This is a genomic window from Patescibacteria group bacterium (assembly GCA_040390045.1).
GTDB lineage: Bacteria > Patescibacteriota > Minisyncoccia > Phycocordibacterales > SIBU01 > SIBU01.
This window is the reverse complement of record JAZJZC010000004.1, coordinates 71,603-91,162: the sequence shown is the minus strand read 5'-3', so window position 1 is coordinate 91,162 and position 19,560 is coordinate 71,603. Positions and strand designations below refer to the sequence as shown.

Annotated in this window: 17 protein-coding genes; 5 read left to right on the top strand and 12 right to left on the bottom strand. The window is 44.6% G+C overall.

What is annotated here, in order from left to right; translation table 11 throughout:
* Window positions 1–81 precede the first annotated feature (81 nt).
* Window positions 82–399 carry a KH domain-containing protein gene (locus tag V4467_04105; protein ID MES2088143.1) on the bottom strand — a complete coding sequence of 106 codons (318 nt, stop codon included), beginning with the start codon at window positions 397–399 and terminating at the stop codon, window positions 82–84.
* A 184-nt stretch (window positions 400–583) separates the two neighbouring features.
* Window positions 584–964, bottom strand: coding sequence for a 30S ribosomal protein S16 (gene rpsP / locus V4467_04100; GenBank protein MES2088142.1), 381 nt, complete (start codon window positions 962–964; stop codon window positions 584–586).
* 187 nt (window positions 965–1,151) lie between these two features.
* On the opposite strand from rpsP, the gene rnr reads away from it, so the two are divergent.
* Window positions 1,152–3,125, top strand: a complete 1,974-nt coding sequence (gene rnr / locus V4467_04095) for a ribonuclease R (GenBank protein MES2088141.1) — start codon at window positions 1,152–1,154, stop codon at window positions 3,123–3,125.
* An 84-nt stretch (window positions 3,126–3,209) separates the two neighbouring features.
* Here the strand turns inward: rnr and V4467_04090 are convergent, their stop codons facing one another.
* Both V4467_04090 and V4467_04085 read right to left on the bottom strand, forming a co-directional pair.
* Window positions 3,210–3,389 carry a hypothetical protein gene (locus tag V4467_04090; protein MES2088140.1) on the bottom strand — a complete coding sequence of 60 codons (180 nt, stop codon included), beginning with the start codon at window positions 3,387–3,389 and terminating at the stop codon, window positions 3,210–3,212.
* Between the two features lie 69 nt (window positions 3,390–3,458).
* Entirely contained in the window at window positions 3,459–5,750 is a 2,292-nt protein-coding gene (locus V4467_04085) for an AAA family ATPase (GenBank protein ID MES2088139.1), read from the bottom strand.
* Between the two features lie 100 nt (window positions 5,751–5,850).
* On the opposite strand from V4467_04085, the gene V4467_04080 reads away from it, so the two are divergent.
* Window positions 5,851–6,363, top strand: coding sequence for a hypothetical protein (locus tag V4467_04080; GenBank protein ID MES2088138.1), 513 nt, complete (start codon window positions 5,851–5,853; stop codon window positions 6,361–6,363).
* 59 nt (window positions 6,364–6,422) lie between these two features.
* Here the strand turns inward: V4467_04080 and rnc are convergent, their stop codons facing one another.
* From rnc to V4467_04055, 5 genes are all read right to left on the bottom strand, one after another.
* Window positions 6,423–7,112: a ribonuclease III gene (gene rnc / locus V4467_04075; protein MES2088137.1), complete on the bottom strand. Its 690-nt coding sequence runs from the start codon at window positions 7,110–7,112 to the stop codon at window positions 6,423–6,425.
* Window positions 7,113–7,193: 81 nt separating this feature from the next.
* On the bottom strand, window positions 7,194–8,096 hold the full coding sequence (gene nusB, locus V4467_04070) for a transcription antitermination factor NusB (GenBank protein MES2088136.1): 903 nt from the start codon (window positions 8,094–8,096) through the stop codon (window positions 7,194–7,196).
* A 112-nt stretch (window positions 8,097–8,208) separates the two neighbouring features.
* A complete protein-coding gene (rpmF, locus tag V4467_04065) occupies window positions 8,209–8,433 on the bottom strand; it encodes a 50S ribosomal protein L32 (GenBank protein MES2088135.1) in 225 nt (74 codons plus the stop codon).
* A gap of 130 nt (window positions 8,434–8,563) precedes the next feature.
* Window positions 8,564–9,241 carry a hypothetical protein gene (locus V4467_04060; GenBank protein ID MES2088134.1) on the bottom strand — a complete coding sequence of 226 codons (678 nt, stop codon included), beginning with the start codon at window positions 9,239–9,241 and terminating at the stop codon, window positions 8,564–8,566.
* A 154-nt stretch (window positions 9,242–9,395) separates the two neighbouring features.
* A complete protein-coding gene (locus tag V4467_04055; protein ID MES2088133.1) occupies window positions 9,396–10,022 on the bottom strand; it encodes a ribonuclease HII in 627 nt (208 codons plus the stop codon).
* A gap of 18 nt (window positions 10,023–10,040) precedes the next feature.
* Here V4467_04055 and dnaE point away from each other — a divergent pair, with 18 nt between their 5' ends.
* Window positions 10,041–13,256 carry a DNA polymerase III subunit alpha gene (dnaE, locus tag V4467_04050; protein ID MES2088132.1) on the top strand — a complete coding sequence of 1,072 codons (3,216 nt, stop codon included), beginning with the start codon at window positions 10,041–10,043 and terminating at the stop codon, window positions 13,254–13,256.
* A gap of 264 nt (window positions 13,257–13,520) precedes the next feature.
* Here the strand turns inward: dnaE and purD are convergent, their stop codons facing one another.
* The 3 genes from purD to V4467_04035 all read right to left on the bottom strand — a co-directional run bounded on the left by purD (window position 13,521) and on the right by V4467_04035 (window position 16,344).
* On the bottom strand, window positions 13,521–14,882 hold the full coding sequence (gene purD / locus V4467_04045; protein ID MES2088131.1) for a phosphoribosylamine--glycine ligase: 1,362 nt from the start codon (window positions 14,880–14,882) through the stop codon (window positions 13,521–13,523).
* Window positions 14,883–15,116: 234 nt separating this feature from the next.
* Window positions 15,117–15,962 carry a PD-(D/E)XK nuclease family protein gene (locus V4467_04040; protein MES2088130.1) on the bottom strand — a complete coding sequence of 282 codons (846 nt, stop codon included), beginning with the start codon at window positions 15,960–15,962 and terminating at the stop codon, window positions 15,117–15,119.
* On the bottom strand, window positions 15,952–16,344 hold the full coding sequence (locus V4467_04035; GenBank protein ID MES2088129.1) for a hypothetical protein: 393 nt from the start codon (window positions 16,342–16,344) through the stop codon (window positions 15,952–15,954). The genes V4467_04040 and V4467_04035 overlap by 11 nt, the downstream gene beginning before the upstream one ends.
* Before the next feature lie 147 nt (window positions 16,345–16,491).
* Here V4467_04035 and V4467_04030 point away from each other — a divergent pair, with 147 nt between their 5' ends.
* A complete protein-coding gene (locus V4467_04030) occupies window positions 16,492–17,991 on the top strand; it encodes a lyase family protein (protein MES2088128.1) in 1,500 nt (499 codons plus the stop codon).
* Between the two features lie 187 nt (window positions 17,992–18,178).
* Entirely contained in the window at window positions 18,179–19,537 is a 1,359-nt protein-coding gene (locus tag V4467_04025; protein MES2088127.1) for a TIM barrel protein, read from the top strand.
* The last annotated feature ends 23 nt before the right edge of the window (window positions 19,538–19,560 follow it).

Sequence of the window (19,560 nt, the reverse complement as noted above, 5' to 3'; positions counted from 1 at the left end):
TCAGTTGTTTTTGTCAAAAAAAATACCGCCGCGACGGAGTCGCGGCGGTATTTTTTTTGGTTTTATTCTTGAATCTACCGGTTATATCTTGAGGTCCTCCATCGCCTCATCCACCGTCTTGTTTGTCTTTATTTCTCGTGGAGCGGCACCTTCTGGTTCGTTGATTTTAAGATTAACACGGGCATTATTTTTCATTCCAACAACTCGAAGAAGGGTTCGAATAGCCTTTGCGGTATTGCCCATGCGGCCGATAATTTTTCCCATATCAGCAGGATTCAAAGAAAGGGTTAACAAAACACCCATCTCATCGACTGTGCGGACAACTTTAACATCGTTTGGATTATCAACTAAAGCCTTCACTACGTACTCTAAAAAGATTACATCGCTTTCTTGTTTCATTTCAGTATTTTATTATTATGTGTTTTTTAAACTCGATAGACAGTCGTTTCGACCGAGTATGCGGTTAGTTAATTCATTCCGCCTCGCTACGTACTGCTAGAGACAGTATAAAGTGTAAAGTTAAAAGTGTAAAGTTGACAAAACCCCCGCCGCTCAAGGCGCGGCGGGGGTTTTAAACCGTAATTTATGATTTGACTGCTTCAGAGGCGGCTTCGACTGATGGAGCAACTTCGGTAGGAGCTGCGGCTTCAGCTGGCTTTTCTACCTTCGCAACTTCTTCTTTCTTAATTGGGGTTTTCTTTGGCAAAACGTTAATTTTTTTACCAGTTATTACTTTGGTGTGTATTAAAAAGTTGTGAAGAGTTCCTGAAACCTGTGCGCCTTTTGAAATCCAGTATTTAACACGCTCTGCGTTAACTTTTTTCTCACTATCCTTGCGAGTATCGTATGAACCAAGGATCTCCAAAAAACGTCCACTTTTAGTGCTGTTCTTTGAGTCAGTCAAAACTACGCGAAAAGTCGGAACATTCGTTCTGCCCACTCGTTGTAATCGGATTTTTAACATCCGCATAGCTTACCAGTACAGACAAAAAAAGTCAAAAGAAAACCGGTCGCAATGAACAGAGCGCCGGTTTGGAAAATAATGCAATCAAAGCAAGCTCAACTTTCAATTTTGTTCTGAAGTGGGACAATGTCAATCGTAAAATGCTTAAATGGCTTAGTACCGTCTTTTCTGCTACAATGCCCCAGTAATGAACAAACGTCAAAAAAACGACCAACCTCACCCATCGAACGTTGAATCAAAAAAACATGTCGGAAAAATCAGAATTGCTGGAAAAGGCATGGGTTTTGTTGAACTCGAAAATGAAGATGTCGATATTCTAATTGAACCGGAAAATCTAAACACCGCACTTCATTTCGACGAGGTGGAAATTGCCGTACTTCCAAAATCTGTACGCGGTAGAAAAGTGGGAAAGGTTTTGAAAATTCTGAAACGGGCTAAATTGCAATTTGTCGGAACCCTTCAAATGGACAAGGGGCGTTTTTTTCTCTTGCCTGATGACAAAAAAGTCTACAAGGAGATTAACGTCGGCTCAAACGAGATGGCCAAGAAAGCAGTTGGCATGAAAGTACTTGTAAAATTCCTCGAATGGTCTGATCCAAATAAAAATCCAACAGGTGAACTTCTCCAAATTATTGGTAAAAAGGGAGAGAATAACGCCGAAATGCTTGGTATCGCGCTTGAAAAAGGTTTTGATTCCTCATTTCCCCACAGTGTCGAACATGAGGCGGAAAAAATTTCTAAACTTGGAGTCCACGTATCTGCCGATGAACTCAGTAAGCGTCGTGATTTCAGAAACACATTAACTTTCACCATTGACCCAATTGATGCCAAAGATTTTGACGATGCTATTTCCTATAAAAAGATTTCAGAGGATAGTTACGAAATTGGAGTGCACATTGCTGATGTTTCTCATTACGTAAAGGAAAAAACTGAGCTCGATCGTGAGGCCTTGCGCCGAGGATTTTCTGTTTATCTTGTTGATCGCACAATTCCCATGCTTCCTGAGGCACTTTCAAACGAGGTTTGTAGTTTGAAACCTGACGAGGATCGTTTAACATTTTCTGCCGTTTTTATTTTAAACAAAGAAGGAATCGTAAAAGAAAAATGGTTTGGAAAAACAATCATTCATTCTGCAAAACGATTCACGTACGAATCTGCACAGGATGTACTCGATGGAAAATCAGTAGAACATACGGAAGCACTGCTAGCGCTCAATGAGATGGCTAAAAAAATGCAGAAACGAAAGTTTTCTGCTGGTGCTATCGACTTTGAGCAGGACGAGGTACGCTTCGAACTCGATGTGCTGGGCAGACCGGTTAAAATTTACAAAAAAGAGAGACTTGATACTCATAAGCTCGTCGAGGAGTACATGCTTTTGGCCAACAAGGAAGTTGCCGAATTTATTTTTAAAGCTCGGGAGAAACACAAAAGTAAAGAGCCTTTTATTTATCGTATTCACGATACGCCAAATCAGGAGAAAATTGCCGAGCTTGGAATTTTTCTTAAGGCTCTTGGACACGAGTTGCCAAACACGAATGGCAAAGTTTCCGCAAAGGATTTGCAAATGCTGTTCAAGCAGATTGAGGGACGCGCCGAAGAATCGATGATTAAAACTGCGGCAGTACGATCGATGGCCAAGGCTATTTATTCGACGGGTAACATTGGACACTTTGGTTTGGCCTTCGAATACTACACTCACTTTACATCCCCTATTCGCCGATACGCTGACCTTCTGGTACATCGAGTTTTATTCCATCATTTAAATGGCACTAAAATTCCTGAACATGAATGGCATTCCTATGAAAAAATGGCCAGCGCCAACTCTGAACAAGAAATTGCCGCCGCTGAAGCTGAGCGCGCTTCGAAAAAATATAAACAAGTTGAGTACATGCAAACTAAAGTTGGTCAAAGTTTCAACGGCATCATTTCCGGTGTGACTGAGTGGGGTATGTACATCGAAGAAAAAGAAACTCGCTGTGAAGGCATGGTTAAACTTCGCGATCTCGCGGGAGATTTTTACAAACTCGATCAAAAAAATTATTGTCTCATCGGTGAAAAAACTAAAAAGAAATATACTTTGGGTGACTCTGTCCGATTTAAAGTTGTTTTGGCTGATATGGAGAGAAAAACGTTGGATTACGTGCTGATAGATAGTAAATAGTACGTAATGAATTTACATAAAGTCTTAAAGAAAAACCGCGCATAGAAATGCACGGTTGTGTGTTGTGAAAACGAGGCAAGCAAATTATGAATTGCCGAGACCGGATGCTTCCCAGTCAATTCCGCCGTCGCGATATGTCGGTTTTTTGACTCCCCCTGGAATTGGCACCGCAGCACCGTCGGCTATCCTGCGATCCTGCCAAAAGCCAGCATCACGCAAAACATGGGTCCTCTTGTATCTCGGCAGCTTTCTCAAGGTCTTCATAATGGACTCCTAAAAATCAACTTACTGAAGTGTAGTACAAAGAGAGAGAAATATCAAAAAAGCGCATAGCTATTTTGCCACCGCAACAGCTTCTTCAAATGCAATCGAGAGCAATTTAGAAACTCCACCAGAACCCATGGTGACGCCGTAGAGTACTCCTGCGCGGGACATGGTTTCGCGATTGTGCGTAATTAAAATCAGTTGTGAAAGTTTGGAGAGATTTTCGATCATATCGCCGTATTTTTTTGAGTTGGCTTCGTCGAGTGCCGCGTCAGTCTCATCGAGAATGACAAATGGCGGCGGATTGACCTGAGAAATGGCAAACAAAAGCGCAATCGAAGTAAGCGCACGTTCACCACCGGAGAGCATCATCAAGCCTTTGATTTTTTTACGAGGCAAACTGACATCAATTTCAATTCCCTCTTTTTCCTCCATGTCTTCTTCGCCGTCTTCAGTTGGTACTGCATCCATGTCAATTTCCAAATCAGTATCACTCTTTTTCTTTTTTGTTTCGCGTACCACTTGAAGTGATGCGGATCCACCTCCGAACATTAAATTAAAGAAATTTTGAAATTGAGTATTAATTTTCAACACCCCCTCACGGAATTCGGTGTCGAGCTTTTCCTCCAGTTCAACAATAATATTTTTAAGAGATAGTGCCGACTGAGCTAAGTCTGCCAATTCTCGTTCCAAAAATTGATCGCGTTCGAGTGTTTCGTTGTATTCCTTGAGAACATCTTCGCCACCACCAGTTCCTGCGTCCTCGATACGGATTTTCATTTTTTCCATTGAGCGACGACGCTCTTCTTGGTGGACACGTTCTTCAGCCGCGATTTCTGCCGCAGAAATCGCGGCTCCGTTCTCCGCGAGAATTACTTCACTTGTGTAATTGTAAACCTCACGCCCAACCAACATCATTACCTCCTGAACATCTCTCTTGAAGCTTTCATCGAGAAGATTCAACCTTTCCTCGCGGGCTTTTAATGACGCCAAAATATTGCGAACAAGATTTTCCTCGTTCATAATCCTAAACATCTCTCGCTCAGCATCTCGAGTTGAATCCTTATCTTTTTCAATCAATTTCTGCATATGCAAAAGCGTGGCGCGCAAATCTTCCTCTTTTTTATTAGAATCAGCGAGTGCAGCCTCACAAGTTTGGCGTTCAGATTTTAATCGTTCAATTTCTGAAAGTGATTGATTGAGCAGTTGTGTTGTATCTCCACGCTTGTGGCGTTTTATAAATTCATCAAACGTAGCTCGAATGAAATCAAAAAAATTCTGCAAAGAATTTTCGTCTTTAAATTTTTCCACCTCTACTATTTTCTGTTCAATCGTAGTCCTTACAGCTTCTACGTCTTTTAATAAAACCTGTTGATTCCCCTCTTGAGCCATCATTTCCTTCTCACGTCGAACAATTCTTTCTTCACTACCAATTGCACCTTCGATTCGGCCGAGCTCTCGCGCTAACCGATCTTTTTCATTTCTCACCGCGCTCAAATCACTTTCTAATTTAATTGTTTCGTTATTTTTGGCATTCACCCCAGCTGAAATTTCCAAAACCGCCTTTGCTTTAGCAAGATCACTTTGCAGTTGCGCAAGGTCATCCGTCGGTTTTTTTCTATCACTTTCAATCGCTTGTCTTTGAAATGTAATATATACCTCTTCACGTTTAAAATAATTCTTAGAAACTGTTCGTAATTCCTCCTTCAACTCGAGAGTTTTTTCCACTTTCTCAACCTGCTTTTTTAGAAATTTCAAATGCGGCGCAATCTCCTTTCGCAAAGATTCAACCGACTTCATGTTTTCATCAGTTTTTTCCAACTTCCGCTCGCTTTCCAAACGCTTATATTGATAAATTTTTAAACCAAGCGCGTCTTCAAGCATGTCACGACGTTCCTTACTGTTGGCATTTAGAATTTTATCAGCTTCACCTTGAGAAATAATATGATGTCCCGATGAGCCAATGTGAGCGCCGGCCAAAAGTTCGATAATGTCTTTGAGCCTCACCTGAGTACCATTGATAAAATATTCACTGGAAGAGTCACGATAAATCACACGCTCAAGGGATACTTCATCAAAATCAACATTAAGCATTCTCTGATGATTGTCGAAAACTACTTTTACCGAAGCGCGGTTGGCGCGGGCAGTATCGCCACCCCCATTCCAAATTAAATCTTCCGTGCGCTTTCCGCGCATCGATTTGATCGATTGTTCGCCAAGCACAAAACGAAAAGCCTCGGCAGTATTTGATTTACCGGAACCATTCGGTCCAACCACAGCAGTAATCGGCGTGCTAAATTGCAATACCGTTTTTTTGGCAAAAGATTTAAAGCCAGAGATTTCTAAGCCCTTCAGATACATGAGGAGAATTATAGCTTTTATTAAAAATAAAGGGAATTCTAATTTGTGTTGACATAGAAGCTTTAACAGATAGTATGAAAGCAGAAAAACGTACCATGCAATGAAAAATCTTTCATCGATATTGATTCTCGTCGAAACCACCGTAATTCTACTTTTACTCTGGAGATTAGGGTTGCACAAAAGCCGATCGGCTCTTCACAAAGGTGACATTGTAATTTTCAATGACACCGAACCGACGGGCTTTAAGAATTTGCTCACAACCGTTTTGGAGGCTTTTCCTGGCCACAGTACTGTCCAGATCAGATTTCCGGGAACAACCGCAACGGTAGACAAAAGGTGTTTGCGGCGACTTGAGCTTGCGCCAAATTATCCGCTTCTTCACATTCCTACGGCATGCCCAAAAACCGAAATTTTTGAAGTTCCAGATCGACCTTTCGGCACACCTCAAAAAAGAGAGCTGTTAATTGGCGAGACTCTGCCCAAAGGCTGGCTAATTACTAATTGGGACAATACCGCGGGTTTTGAAAAAATTCCACTTTGTAATTTCGCCTATGGACTGATGCTTGACGGAAAACGTCGATTAACGACGTCAATTCCTCGCGCTACAGTATAAAATTGCAAAACCGATCATTGATCGGTTTTTTCTTTCCCATAATTCCTAATTCTTGATTCCTAATTCCAACTCTTGGCTTTCAGTCCCTCCTGTGCCGCACTCTGTTCAGCTTCTTGTTTTGATTTTCCCTCGCCTGTGGCAACACGTTCGCGACCAATTTCTACTGCAACCGTAAATTGTTTATCGTGATCGGGACCAGTTTCTTTAAGTACTACATAAGACGGAGTAATTCCCTCTTCTTCCTGAGCTTTTTCCTGAAAAAAACTTTTTGCGTCAAGCCAACTTTTTTTGGCAACAATGTTGTCGATGAGCGAGAGAATGTATTGTTTTATAAATACTTGTGCCGCGTCATATCCTTGATCGAGAAACAGGGCGCCAATAAAAGATTCCATAGTGTTTGCCAAAATATATTGTCGAGCGCGGCCAGTATCCTTGGTTTCCCCTTTTGATAAAAGAAGAAATTCATTCATGCCGAGTTTCGTGGCAATTTCAGAAAGTGTCACGGCGTTAACAAGCGCAGAACGGTAGGACGTCAAATCCCCTTCTGCTTTGTCAGGATATTTGTTATACAAAAAATGCGTCGCGATCAACTCTAAGACAGCGTCGCCCAAAAACTCCAGGCGTTCGTTGTGTTCAAGCGCACCTTTTCGGTTTTCGTTGATATATGATCTATGCGTAAAAGCCGTCTGTAAAAGACTTTTGTTTTTGAAATAAATACCGAGTTGGTCTTCGAATTTTGAAAAATCCATTGGAGTAGTAGGTTAGTATTGTAGTGGGTAGTTGGTAGTAAGGAAAAACGGATTTTCTACAAACTACTGACTACCGACTATCTACTTTTTAAGTAATATATTGACCGCTTTGGTGACGATTGGCAAAATGTCATTGTACAAATTAAGAGAAACAATATCCGCCATTTTGTACCATCGTGCGTCGTCGAGTCCACCTGAAGTACCAAGAGTTAAATTTTCATACTTGGCTTCTGCCAAAAAGTAATTTACTTGTTTGCGAATTTTACCAAGAGTTGGATCGGATGCGATGTATTCATTTTTTCCAAGATCTGTTTGAATCGAAACATCGAGGCCAAGTTCTTCCTTCATTTCTCTCGTCGTACCTTGCTTAACGTCCTCATCAACTTCAATTTTTCCTTTTGAGAGCGTCCAATGACCGAAAATATCGTGGACAAGCGCGAGATAAATTTCACCACCATCCTTAGCATAGACCACTGCGCCTCCCAATTTTTGGATAGGCATTTTTTCGTACGGAACTTCAGCTTTGCGTTTACTCTTCTGGGAAACAGCATCTTTGCCGGGCTCTCCAAGTTCTTTGTAGACTGAACCAAGAACGCCGTTTACAAATTTGCCGCTATTTTCGCCGCCGAATGTTTTCGCCAACTCAATCGCTTCATTGATCGCCACTTTTTCCGGCACTTCAGTTTTGTCCGCAAAAAGCAATTCGTAAAGACCGATGCGCAAGATGTTGCGATCGATAATAGAAATTTTATTGATTGGCCAATCTGGAGCAGCCTTTTCAATAATCGTATCAATGTCCGACATCTTGTCGCAAATAGAACGGAGGAGCTCAGTCATGAACGACGAATCACTAACGCCAGGAGCAAATTCGGCGATATCTCTCTTGAGAATCGTTTCTACATCGTCAGTCTTTCGCTGACCATTAAAATCCCACTCGAAGAGGGTTTGTAGAACTGTCGATCTTGCAAGGTGCCTGTTAGCCATAAATGAAGACAAATCCGAAATCTCAAATTCGAAACTCGAAACAAATCCCAAATTAAAATTTTTAAATTCTAATTTAGATATTCTTTCGGATTTCGTGCTTAAAATTTCGTGCTTATTTTACTGCCGCTTTCTCTTTCAACTTCTTCGCTTTCTTCTCTACTTTGGCATGTACGTTGAGCACTTGCATGCCTTTGTACTTACCACAGGTGGTACACACTCGATGTCGCAAATGCGATGCTCCGCAATCTTTACACGTTGAAAATCGAGGTTCACCTAACGCGAAGTGACTTCGTCGATTATCCCTATGAGACCGATTGGCGCGCATTCGTACTACCATGGTTTGAAAGCTTAACACTTATTAGAAAATTTGCAATCTCCCAGAATGTTGCCCCGCCCGCTGCGGGCGGGGCAACATTACAAGAAAAAACCGCCCAGGATACCGGAGCGGTGTGAAAAAAACGAAACTCTCAAGTGGCCTGGAGCGAGCCGACGTAGGCTTTGACCTCGTCCCTGTAATTTGCTGAAATGGCGACTCGCTGCTGCACGTCAGGCCGATTAACGATGCCACCGTAACGAGCTTCAACCTTCGGGTACTTTCCCGCAAGAGCAACGAGTGTAGCAAGAACAGCAGTAGTGTGAACATACAGGCCGTTTCCCTGTCTTGCCATTTCGTTGAGAACCTCGCGAATCTCGTACCACTTCAAAGGCCCAAGAATTTCAACCTCGTCAGGGATAGGTTTACCGGTGTCAGGATCGTACTCCTGTTCGTTGGCCTGGTAATCCCGCAACTCACCCTTTTTCAGCCGCGCAACCATAAAGGCTTTCAGATGCAGTTCGCTGTCGCCGTTGTCATCGTCAGGCACCACGGCATAATACACGAGACCGCGGAACTCGAACTCATAATCAAAGTCAGCAGGTATTTTTGCGCATTCCTGAACCGCCTCACGGACCTGAGTCTCGGTTAGAGATTCCCTCTCTACCTTCTTCCCTTTACCCATCGGGAGCCTCAAGGTCGTACGGAGTTGCTTGGTTCTCTTCTCACGTTTTGTGTAATGCATCGCGGCAGCCTCAACCTCACCGTCAGCACGAACCTTAACGAAAATCGTTCCGATTGCGTGCGATGTAACTTTTTTTTCAGTTTCCACGAATTCCTTTCGGGATCAATTGATTCCCTCTGATGAATTGGTGCGACAATAAGCCAGGCTACGCGCCTAAGTTACTCAAAGATCGCTGAGGAGGAAGTTATCACAGATTTAAATAAGTGTCAATAGCGGGTGTTATCCACAGAAAATGAGCGAGTTAACCCGCGAAATTTTTCAAAAACGAGCGCCGGTGAATTGGAGACATCCCGCGCTTTTTAAGGTTCTTGTAATGCATCGCTGTACCGTAGCCCTTGTGAATTTCAAATCCATAGTGCGGGTACTTCTTTGCTAAAACCTTCATAGCCCGATCGCGGGTGACCTTGGCGACAATTGAAGCGAGCGCAATCACTGCCTCCTTTTCGTCACCTTTAATAATCGTCTTTTGATTTACGAACTCAATCGGCGCTTTAAGACTACCGTCGAGGAAAATTTGGCACTCATGAGCTTTTTTACCAATTATGGAAAGCGTCTGAGCAAGAGCGTTTTTAATAGCAAAAGAAAGACCACGCGTATCGATAATTTTTGAACTGGAAAAAATAACGGTAAATTCTATTTGTCCACTCTTTTTGGCAAGGCTCAGTCTTTCGTAGATTTCCTCGCGGACAAGCGGTTTCAATTTTTTGGAATCGCGAATTTGATTTTTAGGGAAAAATTTCAATAATTCGTCTTGAAATTTTACCGGGACACAAAAAGCTCCGACCGCAACCGGCCCAGCAATTGGTCCCCTTCCCACTTCATCAATTCCAATTAGAAATTTAATTTTAGATTGTCGCGGCTTACTCATATAGTATAATCACTCTGCATGACAAAGTTTACACATTTACACGTCCATAGTCACTACAGCTTACTGTCTGCACTTCCAAAGATTGACGAGCTCGTTGCGGCTGCAAAAAAGTCTGAAATGACGTCTCTGGCTCTTACTGACAACGGTAACATGTACGGTGCCATTGAATTTTACAAAGAATGTAAAGCTCAGGGCATCAAACCAATCATCGGCATTGACGCCTATGTCGCGGCTCGAAAGCGACAAGACAAACAAGCCGGTGTCGACAATAGACGCACACGATTGGTTTTGCTTGCCAAAAATCTTATTGGTTACAAAAATTTAATTAAACTGGTAACCGAATCGCATTTTGACGGCTTCTATTACAAGCCGAGAATCGACGCAGAACTTATCGAAAAATATTCTGAAGGTTTAGTGGCAATCGCGCCATCATTTAATAGTCAAATTTTGGAGGCGCTTAAGTCTGGCGATATTGAAAACGCCACAAAAATTGCTGACTGGTATAAAAAAATGTATGGCAACGATAATTTCTTTTTGGAAATCACTCATTTCCCCGAGGTTGAAGGACACGACAAGAGAATGGAAATGTTGATCGATTTTGCCAAACAAACTCAAACGAATATTGTAGCCTGCCACGATGTCTACTACCTTTCTGAAAAAGACAAGACAGCGCGGAATACATTAACCCTTGTAAACAGCAACGCTGAATTGAGCGAGCGGGCCGGTCAAGCTGAAAACACCGGCGATTTTTCTTTCATATCTGACAAGGACGCGCAAAAATTTTTTAAAAAGTTGCCCGAAGCCCTTGAAAACAACGCCAAGATTGCTGATATGTGCAACCTGGAAATCGAGCTCGGCAAATGGGTTTTCCCCGACTACAAAGTTGCCTCCGGAAGAACTCTTGATGAGGAGTTGAAGGCGTTAGTGTACGACGGTATCAAAACTCGAAGCATTGAAGCGACAAAAGAAGTAACTGATCGTGTTGAGTATGAATTGAAAATCATTCGCGATAAAGGCTACTCTCCATATTTTTTAGTGGTGTCTGACCTTCTTCGTCACGCCAGAAGTGAGAAAATTTTTAGTACCACGAGAGGTTCGGCCGCTGGATCGATGGTTTCCTACCTCGCCTACATTAGTACCGTAAATCCCATTGAATATAAATTGCCCTTCGAGAGATTTCTCAATCCCGAACGACCTTCTGCTCCCGATATTGACATGGACATTGCCGATTCGCGACGCGATGAACTGATTACATATGCGCGAAAAAAGTACGGCGAGGATAAAGTGGCGCAGGTGGGAACTTTTGGAACTATGATGGCGCGTGGGTCCGTGAGAGATGTGGCGCGAGCGCTCGGGCATCCGTATAGTTTGGGTGATGGTATTTCAAAAATGATCCCAATGGGTTCGCAAGGTTTTCCCATGTCAATCGATCGAGCTATGGAGTTAGTTCCTGAGCTGAAAAAAAGATACAAAAATGAACCCGAGGTCACGGAAATTATTGATTTAGCTAAAAAAATTGAGGGTTGCGCCCGACACATTTCGGTACATGCGGCTGGTGTGGTTATTTCCCCTAGACCTTTAACAGATTTTACCCCACTGCAGTTTGATCCTAAAGGCGAAGGAAAAATTATTACTCAATACGATATGTATGTTATGGAGGATGTCGGGCTTTTGAAATTCGACTTTCTTGGAATTAAAAATCTTTCCATTCTTGCTGATGCAGTTTTGCTGGCTAAAAAATTAGAAAATGTAGATATTGATATTGACACCATTCCGATTGATGACAAAAAAACTTTTGCGATGCTCGCGCTTGGAATTACCGGTGGACTTTTTCAACTCAGTGGTTCAGGTATGACTCACTATCTTAAAGATCTGCGACCTACAAGCATTCATGATATCAACGCCATGGTGGCTCTCTATCGTCCGGGTCCTATGGAATCGATCCCTCAGTATATTGAGCGAAAACATAATCCATCGCTGGTTAAATATCTCGACCCACGCATGAAAAATATTCTTTCGGCGTCGTATGGAGTTATTACCTACCAGGAAGATGTTATGTTAATCGCTATTGAACTCGCAGGATACTCGTGGCTCGAAGCAGACAAACTCCGCAAAGCCATGGGAAAGAAAATTGTCGCTGAGATGGACGCGCAAAAAGAAAAACTGTTGAAAGGTCTGGTAAAAAATGGCATGAGCGAGAAAAAGGCCGATGAACTTTGGAAACTGATCGAGCCTTTTGCTGCATACGGCTTCGGTAAGGCCCACGCTGCAAGTTACGGACGTGTGGCATATCAAACTGCCTACATGAAAGCCAACTTCCCCGCGATCTATATGTCTGCCGTACTCACCGCCGACTCGGGCGACGTTGAAAAAATTTCTGAAATTATTTCGGAATGTAAACGAATGAAAATTCCGGTATTGCCTCCATCGATTAATGAAAGCTACTCAGGTTTTACGGTGGTGAAGCTAAAAGCTGACAGCTTACAGCTTACAGCTCCTGATGCGGTAGACCGCATCAGGTTTGGGTTAACAACCATTAAAAACTTTGGAGAAGGCATTGCCGATGTCATTATTGCTGAGCGCGTGAAAAACGGTGCGTTTAAATCCCTTGGAGATTTTTTGACCCGTGTGCATGACCGAAGTCTTAACAAAAAATCAATTGAAGCCTTGATTAAATCCGGCGCACTCGACGACTTTGGCGAACGTGGGATGATGATGGCGAACATGGACAATCTTTTGCAATTCAATAAAGAAAAATCTCAAAAAATAGAAAATCAGGATTCTTTATTCGGCAACACACTAACTGTTTCGGAAAATGAAGGCTTGGTACTCACGCAAGGATCTCCTGCCACAGCATCTGAAAAATTAATTTGGGAAAAAGAGCTCCTTGGCTTATACATTTCGGGACATCCGCTTGATAAATTTAAAAATGTTTTAGAAAAAAGGGACATGAACATTGTGAAATGCAAAGCGGAAATGAAGGAAGGAATGGTCGTAGTTCTCGGCGGCATCATCGAGGAAGCCAAACCAATTTTCACTAAGAAAAACGATCAGATGATGTTCCTCCGCCTTGCTGATTTAAGCGGAACTATTGAAGCGGTGGTTTTTCCAAAAGTCTATGAAGAATTTAAAGCGCTTCTTGTTGCGGAAAAATGTGTCGCCATCAAAGGCAAAATCTCGAATCGAAATGACGAAATTAGTTTGATTGCGGAAAAAATTAAAGAGCTTAAATAACCCCAGCACCAGAGGACATACGGGCTCGCGCTTCGTACCACAAGGGTACTGCTTGTTTCCTAACTCGTTCAGAAACTCGCAAGGAAACAATGGAGCCCTACAAGGTAAGGGGACGCGCACTTCACGCTTCGTGATACCCGGAGGGGTACGCCCTGGGGTTGGTGCGGGGTTGTTATTTGCAAACCACAAAATCCTCAAAATTCGGATTTTGTGGGCAAATAACAAAAGCCGGTTCCAAAATGGAACCGGCTGATAAAATAATAACTACTCGTGCTGCAACCGATAGGGTGCCAACTGCGGAGTATAACCATCGTAGGTCGCCTTACGAACCTGCCTGCCAATATCTCGGCGATAGTACGCGCCGGAAAACTTAATAAGTTCGACGGCATGGTATGCGCGTTCATGCGCAGTTTTGAGATCGCGCGCGCATGAGCACACGCTCAGCACTCGCCCACCGTTTGTCACCAGAACTCCTCGCTCGATCGCCGTACCGGCATGGTAAACTTTGATTCCAAGAATTTTTTCTGCGCTTTCAATTCCCGTAATTTGAAAACCTTTGTTGTAGTTTCCCGGGTATCCCGCCGATACCATGACAACGTTGACCGTTGCGAGGTCCTCGTACACCTCAAGCGGCACTTCGGCAAGCCGCCCTGTCGCCGTGGCCAGCAAAAGCTCTACCATGTCAGTTTTAATTCTCGGAAGAATCGCTTGGGCTTCTGGATCTCCGAAACGGACGTTGATCTCTAAAATCTTAACGCCATCCGCGGTAACCATGAGCCCAAAAAACAACACGCCCTGAAAGACAATGCTGTCCCTCCTGCAACCCTCGAGAAATTTCGGCATGATTTCAGCCGCAATTTTTTCCAGATCAGAAGTGGTGATTGTCGGATGCGGAGAATACGTTCCCATGCCACCGGTCATGTCGCCGAGATTGTCACCGAGGAGGCGCTTATGATCTTGCGCGATGGGAAGTAACCTCCAGTTCACTCCGTCGCTCAGAATGTGCAACGAAAGTTCCTGTCCTTCCAGTAGTTCCTGGATGACAATGTTTTGACCGGCCGTGCCAAACTTACGATCCACGATCATCAACCGCAAGGCCTCCTCGACTTCTGACACGTTGTGACAAACCTTCACGCCCTTTCCGAGGCAAGGTCCCGAGGCCTTAACGACACACCGATAATCGAGTGACTCTGCGTACTCAAATGCATCGTGCATATTGCTGACAAAACATTCACCGACCGCGAAGGGTAAACCATGTCGCTCAGCAAACCGCTGAGCGTACATTTTCGACCCTTCAAGGTTGGCGCCTCGATAGCCTGGACCAAAAACGTTGAGTCCGTGAATTCGAAATGCGTCACCCAATCCGGCCATTAAATGCTCCTCGCCACCGAAGATCGTTAAATCCATCCGTTCTCTGACTGCAGTCGCAAGAAGCTCTCCGTGCTCCTCGATCGTCGGACAATAAACTAACCTACCTGTCGTCAACTTGGTTGCGGCTATTCCGGGATTTCCGTTCGCGCACCAAAGCTTACCAACGAGTGGCGACTGCGCAAGAGCATGCACCAGGGCATGCTCACGTCCACCTTTGCCAACAACAAATACGCTGAGGCTTTCATTTTTATTCATACAGTGATCCTTACTGAGTTTTGTTTACTTCGTTTCAAACCAAGTACACTTGGTATCTTTCTAAAATGAAGCTTAGCGTTTCTGTAAAAAATGTCAAAATCTAACTTTTATTGGTTCCTTACCATAAATAGTAGAATAAATTCCTATTTAACCTTTCGAGCGAATGGTTAAATGGACTCTTGAAATCTTAAACCTGTTTGGCCGCCCGATTGCCGGCAGGTAAAGCGGGCAGGTCTACACAACGTAGATATCCTGATTGTATTCTCCAGTCCCAATAAATTCCGCCTCACCTCGCACAATTTTTTCGAATGGCTGACAGGCAAAACAACCCTTCTCACCACGTGGACAATTAAATTCTTTTTTATCACGCGCCGCCTTGACCTCGCGCGCAACCTTGAGCACCGCTTCTCTGCCTTTCTCTAAATCAGGCAGGTCAACCGGCGTCGGAACATCATCGCGATCTAAATACCAATACGCTGCTCCGGCGAGCGGGCGCTTTTGGCAATGTTTCAATAGTAAATGATAAATGGGAAGTTGTAGCGAGTCACCACTTTCATCATGTTTGCCTGTTTTAAAATCAATTAAGCGAACCGAGTCAGTTTCGGGAATGTACTCAAGCCAGTCGATTTTTCCGCACAGAATAATATTGTCATCTTCTGATAAATAAAAATTTGGAGGCATGCCATTTGCGCCTGGTTTAATATGAACAGTTTTATTTGCTAGTGGCCCAGGATTTTTAATAACCCTCTCTACCATCGCTCTGCCACGAGCTTTGGCTTCTTTCTCCTCTTCTACACTTTTAAATCCACCGCGTTTTCCAGAAATTTTTTCCCATGCCTTGTCATACATTTCAAGAAGCGGCCGATTAAAACGCTCTTCAACTTTAAATTCTCCCAAACCTTCAACAATCTCGTGGACAATCTGGCCGAGCGCCAGCGCGGGATTAATAATATTTATTTTCTTGCCAGTTTTCGGATGCTTAAAAACATTATGCAAATAATAGGCTCGCGGGCATTTCAAAAAATCCCCCATTGAGGAATGCGAAACCCAAACGGCGCTGTACTTATCTTTAGTTGGCATAATAGTACCCGTACCAAATCAAAAACGAAGTTATGACAATTGCTCCAAAAACAAATCCGGCCAACACATGATGATTGTGACGGTTTTCTTTTCTTTGTGCTACTAATTTATGGTGCGGTGCGCCAAGTGGAAATGGGTTTTGTTTAATGACAATGGGTTTCGGTTCATCGGGAACTTCCTCATCAGACTCAGCAAGTTCCACGGGAGTCGGAACTGCCGCAGCTACAGATGGCGCTGGCCTTTTCAAAAATTCCAATCCCCTTGCAATTTCATCTTCGTCCCATCGTAACGCACGCAAAATAACTTTCACGGTCTCAGGTCTCAATCCCGGTTTCGAATCCCGAATTTGGAGTAGGTAATCAATTTTATCTTCGGAGAGCATTTGATAATTATAGCAGAACAACAGAAAATTTTATGCACAGAGAAAAAATTGACACGGCTTTTCCATAATGCTTGAATTGACGCAGAGTTAGACAGCCGAATGCATTGACGCACCGGCCTTGAAACGAAACTGCAACCAGTAGAACTTATGCACCCACGATACGCCCGAAACCCTGTTATAAAAGAAATCTGGACGGATGAAAACAAATTACGGCTTTGGCAAGCAACCGAACTGGCAGTGATCGACGCTCGAGGAACCTGCGGAGAAATTCTGCGCGAAGAAGCAGAGACGATCCGTCAAATGCTTGAGAGTATTCCTATCGATCTTGAGTGGTGGAAAAAGAAAGATACCGAAGTCGGGCACGATCTGATCGCCTTCGTTGAGGAAAGACAACGGCACTTACACTCGACACTAAAGCGGTATTTTCACGGAAAAATGACTTCCTATGATACTGAGGAACCGGCCTTTGCCAAAATGCTTTTGGCTTCTCTCGGAGAAGTTGAAAAGTTGGCCGGCATTCTAATTGATGTGTTGATCAAGCAGGCTGAGCACCATCGCTTCACAGTCATGCTTGGCGAAACTCATGGTCAGTGGGCGGAACTCCAGACTTTTGGAAAACGTGTCGCCACGTGGCTCAAGGCCATCTTGATTAGCGTTGAGAATTTGAAACGCGCCAAAAGCGGTCTCGACCGCTCAAAGCTCTCCGGAGCTATAGGCAACTCACCCGACCTTTCGGATGAGATTCAAAGAGTGGCACTCGCGAGTTTGGGTTTCCTGCCATTTTACGGCGCTACTCAAATCATTCCTCGCGAAGTCTACGCGCCGGTTGCTTCCGCACTTGGACAACTGGTTGCGACGATCGTAAAAATCGCCACCGACATCCGTCTCAACGCTCGAAGTGGGAGGACTCTGATGCGTGAGCCATTTGGCAAAAGTCAGCGCGGTTCTTCTCGTATGCCGCACAAACGCAACACGATCACTCTCGAGCAAATGGGGGGCATGCTTCGCATGGCCGAAGGTTACGTTCAGATGATTGTACAAAACATCCAGACCTGGCATGAACGAGGTATCGAGCAGTCTTGCGTCGAACGCGTGGCCTGGCCGGATTTGTTTTTTGTCACCACACACACGCTGACGCAAATGACCAAAGTGCTGGAAAATCTTCAGGTCTATCCGGATCAGATGCTGTGCGAAGTTCTCGACTGCGCGGGGGTGTACGCCGCCAGCAAAGTTGCAGACTTTTTGGAAGAGGTCGGCCTTGAATGCGGCCTCAGTCCAGGCGCTGGCTATTCCATTGTCCAGTTGGCGGCTTTTGGTGTGTTGGAGCCAAACGCCGTGACTAAACTCATTCGCACAAATGAGTGTACATCCTACGCAGAGGCTCAGGAGGCGGCAGCTCATGTCGCCAAGTGGCGAACCCCGACAACATCGATTCAGGATCATATTCCAAGATGTATTCTGCGACCTTCCGAAGAGTTGGCGTTTACTACCGTCCAAACTGATACTTGGAACTCGGCCCTTGGAAAAATTTTCTGTCTGGCTAACACAAAGGCACGATGGGAAGAAATTTTCAGTTTCTCGTATAACCTCAGGGGTGAAGCGATCCAAATCGATAACGTCCTTGCAAAAGCGCGTTCGTTCCGCTGACGCAGCGTATCACCTAATCCCGCCAACGCTTTGCGTCGGCGGTTTTTTTAATTAAATTTTAAGATTGACAACTCCTCCTATCTTTGTAGTATTGAACCCGATTGGGATATTCTCTCAACAACCTAAACGGCCAAGCCGACGAGTGTCGGTATGGAAGCGTTTGGATTCACCAGTACACATAAAATCTATGACAACATTAGATATGTTGGACATCGGCTATTTTACAGCCAGTGTTCAAACACCACCGGGTACCAACTCGGATATGTTTATCCGCGACCCACGAAAGGCGTCGATGATAGCGGCAACCAAACACCTCGTGCATGCGCGAAAAACCGGAGTTACCGTCTTGGAACTCGGTTGTGCACTTGCGCCAGCAGATGCCAATGTCCCGCCTGAAAGCATGGCGGATCCGGTTGCAAAACACACTCCCATTCGAACGTTCCGTGATGGAAGCGGCGAGGAGATTCTCAAGGATGACATTAAGCGACTTGAGGACGCTGCGCAAGGTAAGGTTAAAATCGGCAGCCTCGGAGCATTCGACAACCTGCTCGACCTTAATCTTGAAAACCGCCTTCAAAATATCGAACATCTTCGGCGAGCGATTCGCACTGCCGGCGCACTCAAAAAAGCTGGCCTTGGTACGAAGGGCGTTACGATTTTCATCGGACGCGATCTTAACCTGACCATCGAGCAAAATATGCGTCTGGCAGGGAGGGTTTTGATTCCGCTCGTTCGATACGCCAAGGCACACCGGGTAAAACTCTTCATTGAAAATTGCCCAATGTGCGGCTGGTCGAGTCGGGAAGTTTTCACCCAAAACATCGCGAACAATCCGCTTCACTGGATCATCATCGCGCGTATGGTCGAGGCGGCCGGACTAAAAGGATGGTGCTTCCTCAACTACGACGCTAGCCACGACATCCTGCAGGGAATGCGGCCCGAGTGGTCATTTCTCGTCCTCAAGATGGCCGGTTACGAATGGTTTATTGGTCGCTTTCACGGAAAAGATCTCAGTCGGCAGGATGGCTTGATTGCCATGAGTGGCTTCCTTGGCCAGAGAATCGCTGGTGATAGCGGGTGGTCAAAAATGAACGGCGACCAGCCCGCGCCCGGAGCCACTCAACATAACTCGCTGGCAATTGCTGACGGTAAACAAGTTGATTGGCTTGGTGGGCATATTGCGATACGGGAGTACCTTTCGCTCGTGCCATCGGAAACCACCTTCAGCGTGGAGTTTGAACAATCGGAGTTTCGGAAGGTTAGCAATTTCCGAAGCCAACAGGAGCATTGGGATGTATCGATGATAATGCTTGGTGGCGCCATCCAGTTCATGCGAGGCATTGAGCTTGCAGCGGCGGCCAATTGGGCACTTCGAAAGACCTTGCTTGATCACAACAGCATTGAACATCCCAAAACCTGGTCCTGGCAACCGGTCAACCGCGTCAGCGAACGTGCCTTGGTTGGCGCGGAAAGAGTTATCCAGCAGGCCTTGAGTTGGAAGTTGCCGGAATTACCTGAAACCAGTGACCTCGTGCTATGCGAGTGAGCAGGAAAAAGAATTCGCACCAC

Bases quoted from the DNA above. Each gene is read 5' to 3' on its own strand.
- purD (MES2088131.1), bottom strand. From the start codon at position 14,882: ATGAATAAAAATGAAAGCCTCAGCGTATTTGTTGTTGGCAAAGGTGGA.
- rpmF (MES2088135.1), bottom strand. From the start codon at position 8,433: ATGGTAGTACGAATGCGCGCCAATCGGTCTCATAGGGATAATCGACGA.
- rnc (MES2088137.1), bottom strand. From the start codon at position 7,112: ATGGATTTTTCAAAATTCGAAGACCAACTCGGTATTTATTTCAAAAAC.
- V4467_04080 (MES2088138.1), top strand. From the start codon at position 5,851: ATGAAAAATCTTTCATCGATATTGATTCTCGTCGAAACCACCGTAATT.
- V4467_04090 (MES2088140.1), bottom strand. From the start codon at position 3,389: ATGAAGACCTTGAGAAAGCTGCCGAGATACAAGAGGACCCATGTTTTG.
- V4467_04030 (MES2088128.1), top strand. From the start codon at position 16,492: ATGCACCCACGATACGCCCGAAACCCTGTTATAAAAGAAATCTGGACG.
- V4467_04055 (MES2088133.1), bottom strand. From the start codon at position 10,022: ATGAGTAAGCCGCGACAATCTAAAATTAAATTTCTAATTGGAATTGAT.
- V4467_04035 (MES2088129.1), bottom strand. From the start codon at position 16,344: ATGCTCTCCGAAGATAAAATTGATTACCTACTCCAAATTCGGGATTCG.
- V4467_04025 (MES2088127.1), top strand. From the start codon at position 18,179: ATGACAACATTAGATATGTTGGACATCGGCTATTTTACAGCCAGTGTT.
- V4467_04105 (MES2088143.1), bottom strand. From the start codon at position 399: ATGAAACAAGAAAGCGATGTAATCTTTTTAGAGTACGTAGTGAAGGCT.
- rpsP (MES2088142.1), bottom strand. From the start codon at position 964: ATGTTAAAAATCCGATTACAACGAGTGGGCAGAACGAATGTTCCGACT.
- nusB (MES2088136.1), bottom strand. From the start codon at position 8,096: ATGGCTAACAGGCACCTTGCAAGATCGACAGTTCTACAAACCCTCTTC.
- rnr (MES2088141.1), top strand. From the start codon at position 1,152: ATGAACAAACGTCAAAAAAACGACCAACCTCACCCATCGAACGTTGAA.
- V4467_04085 (MES2088139.1), bottom strand. From the start codon at position 5,750: ATGTATCTGAAGGGCTTAGAAATCTCTGGCTTTAAATCTTTTGCCAAA.
- dnaE (MES2088132.1), top strand. From the start codon at position 10,041: ATGACAAAGTTTACACATTTACACGTCCATAGTCACTACAGCTTACTG.
- V4467_04040 (MES2088130.1), bottom strand. From the start codon at position 15,962: ATGCCAACTAAAGATAAGTACAGCGCCGTTTGGGTTTCGCATTCCTCA.